This window comes from Streptomyces sp. 13-12-16 (genome assembly GCF_002114215.1).
GTDB lineage: Bacteria > Actinomycetota > Actinomycetes > Streptomycetales > Streptomycetaceae > Streptomyces.
In genome coordinates, this window is record NZ_NCTE01000930.1 from 1 (window position 1) to 2,956 (window position 2,956).

Below are 2,956 nucleotides of genomic sequence, written 5' to 3' on the forward strand. Positions count from 1 at the left end.
GCTTCCGGGAGGGGCTGGCGGGCCCCACGGCCGGCGTGGCCGCGGGGCACACGCAGGCCAACCTGATCTCGGTGCCCGCCGACTGGGCGTACGACATGCTGCTGTTCTGCCAGCGCAACCCCAAGCCCTGTCCGGTCCTGGACGTCACCGACGCCGGGTCCACGGCCACCGTCCTCGCCCCGGACGCGGACCTGCGCACCGATCTGCCGCGCTACCGCGTGTGGGAGCACGGCGAGCTGGTGGACGAGCCGACGGACGTGCGGGCGTACTGGCGCGGTGATCTGGTGTCGTTCCTGATCGGCTGCAGCTTCACGTTCGAGTGGGCGCTGGCGGCGGCGGGCGTTCCGGTCCGGCACGTCGAGCAGGGCCGCAACGTTCCCATGTACGTGACGAGTTGGCAGTGCCGTCCGGCGGGGCGGCTGCGCGGGCCGATGGTGGTGTCCATGCGGCCGGTGCCGCCCGGGCACCTCTCCGCGGCGATCCGGGAGAGCAGTCTGCTGCCGGCGGTGCACGGCGGTCCCGTGCACTGCGGTGATCCCTCCGGGCTGGGCATCGACGACCTCGGCCGGCCGGACTTCGGCGAGCCGGTGGACCCGGAGCCGGACGACATCCCGGTGTTCTGGGCCTGCGGGGTGACCCCGCAGGCCGCGGTCATGGCCTCCCGTCCGCCGTTCGCCATCACGCACGCACCGGGGCAGATGTTCCTCAGTGACGCCCGCGACGAGCAGTTCCGCGTGGCCTGACCGGCCCGTGCGGCACGAGACAGGAGAAACGAAGGACCCATGACCTCGATCGATCTGAACGCCGACCTCGGCGAGGGGTTCGGCCGCTGGCGGCTCACCGACGACGAGCGGCTGCTGTCCGTGGTGACCAGTGCCAACGTGGCGTGCGGTTTCCACGCCGGGGACGCGTCCACCATGCGCCGCGTGTGCGAGCTCGCCGCCGGGCAGGGGGTGCGGATCGGCGCCCAGGTCTCCTACCGGGACCTGGCCGGGTTCGGGCGGCGCGCGATGGACGTGCCGCCGGCCGAACTGGCGGCCGAGGTCGCCTACCAGATCGGCGCGCTGGAGGTCTTCGCCCGCGCGGCGGGCGCCCGCGTGGCGTACGTCAAACCGCACGGGGCGCTGTACAACCGGGTGGTGCGCGACGAGGAGCAGGCCGGCGCGGTCGTCGACGGGGTGCTCCTGGCGGACGCCACGCTGCCCGTGCTCGGCCTGCCCGGCTCCCGGCTGCTGGAACTGGCCGGGAAGGCGGGTCTGCCGGTGGTCACAGAGGCGTTCGCCGACCGGGCGTACACCGACGGGGGCACGCTGGTGCCCCGTGGTCAGGAGGGCGCCGTGGTCACCGACCCGGAGTCGGTGGTGGCCCGCTCGGTGGACCTGGCCCGGCACGGGGAGGTGGACGCGCACTCGGGACGGCGTATCGAGGTGCGGGCGCGTTCCCTGTGCCTGCACGGTGACACGCCCGGCGCGGTGGAGCTGGCGCGACGGGTGCGCAACACGCTGGAGGCGTCCGGGGTGCGGGTGGAGGCCTTCGTATGAGGGTGCTGCCCGTCGGCGAGGACGCCCTGCTCGTCGAGGTCTCCTCGGGCGACGAGGCCCAGGCGCTCCACGCGGAGCTGCTGCGGCGCCGCGCGGAGGGCTCGTTGCCGGTCGGCGAGATCGTCCCGGCGGCGCGCACGGTGCTGCTCGACGGCCTGTCCGACCCGGCCCGGCTGGCCGCCGAACTGACCGCCCTCCGTCTCCCGCCCGTGCCCCCGCACGCGCGGGAGACGGTCGAGATCCCGGTGCGCTACGACGGCCCGGACCTCGCGGACGTCGCCGCGCACTGGGGTGTCCCCGCGCGGGAGGTGGCCCGTGTCCACGCGGGCACCGAGTTCCGTGTCGCCTTCTGCGGGTTCGCGCCCGGCTTCGGCTACCTCACCGGTCTGCCGGCGCACTGCGACGTGCCCCGCCGGAGCACTCCGCGCACCGCCGTCCCGGCCGGCTCGGTGGCCCTGGCGGGTCCCTACACGGGCGTGTACCCGCGGTCCTCGCCGGGCGGCTGGCAGTTGATCGGGACGACCGACCTCGTGCTGTGGGACCAGGCGCGCGTGCCCGCGGCGCTGCTCTCCCCCGGTACGCGGGTGCGTTTCGTCCCGGTGACGGGGCCCGCGGCATGACGGACCGTGCGCTCGCCGTCGTACGCGCGGGGGCCCTCACCACCGTGCAGGACCGGGGCCGCCCGGGGCACGCCCACCTCGGTGTGCCCCGTTCCGGGGCGCTGGACGGTCCCGCGGCGGCGCTCGCCAACCGGCTGGCCGGCAATCCGCCGGACGCGGCCGTCCTGGAGACGACCCTCGACGGCTGCTCCCTTCGGCCCCGTTCGACGGTCACCGTGGCGGTCACCGGGGCCCCCTGCCCGGTCACCGTGGACGGACGGCCGGCCGCCTGGGGAGCGCCGGTGCGCGTGCGTGCCGGGTCCGTGCTGGACGTCGGGGCGGCGGTCTGCGGCGTACGCGCCTACGTGGCCGTCTCCGGTGGGGTCGCCGTCGAACCGGTGCTCGGCAGCCGCTCCACGGACCTGCTCTCCGGTCTCGGCCCGGCCCCCCTCACGGACGGTGCCGTGCTTCCCCTCGGCACTCCGCGGGAGGGCCACGCGCGCGTGGACGTCGCCCCGCAGCCGGCGCCCCCGGACGAGCTCGTGCTGCGGGTGACGCCGGGCCCGCGCGACGACTGGTTCACCCCGGCCGCCGTACGGCTCCTCACGTCCCGCACGTACCACGTGTCGCCGGCGAGCAACCGCATCGGACTGCGCACGACCGGGCCGGCCCTGGAACGGGCCCGGTGGGACGAGCTCCCCAGCGAGGGCGTGGTGCTGGGCGCGGTCCAGGTGCCGCCCGACGGCACGCCGGTGGTCTTCCTGGCCGACCATCCGACCACCGGGGGCTACCCGGTGATCGCGGTCGTCCACCCCG

Annotated in this window: 4 protein-coding genes; all 4 read left to right on the plus strand. The window is 75.7% G+C overall.

Annotation, left to right across the window (positions count from 1 at the left end; genetic code table 11):
* On the plus strand, positions 1 to 743 hold a 743-nt coding region (locus B7767_RS32395), incomplete at its 5' end, for a putative hydro-lyase (protein ID WP_085575242.1).
* A gap of 39 nt (positions 744 to 782) precedes the next feature.
* Positions 783 to 1,541 (plus strand): LamB/YcsF family protein, encoded by a 759-nt coding sequence (locus B7767_RS32400; RefSeq protein ID WP_085575243.1) that lies wholly within the window; start codon positions 783 to 785, stop codon positions 1,539 to 1,541.
* A complete protein-coding gene (locus tag B7767_RS32405; RefSeq protein WP_085575244.1) occupies positions 1,538 to 2,161 on the plus strand; it encodes an allophanate hydrolase subunit 1 in 624 nt (207 codons plus the stop codon). Before B7767_RS32400 ends, B7767_RS32405 begins: the two co-directional genes overlap by 4 nt.
* The coding region (locus B7767_RS32410) for a biotin-dependent carboxyltransferase family protein (protein ID WP_085575245.1) at positions 2,158 to 2,956 on the plus strand (799 nt) is incomplete at its 3' end. The genes B7767_RS32405 and B7767_RS32410, both read left to right, overlap by 4 nt.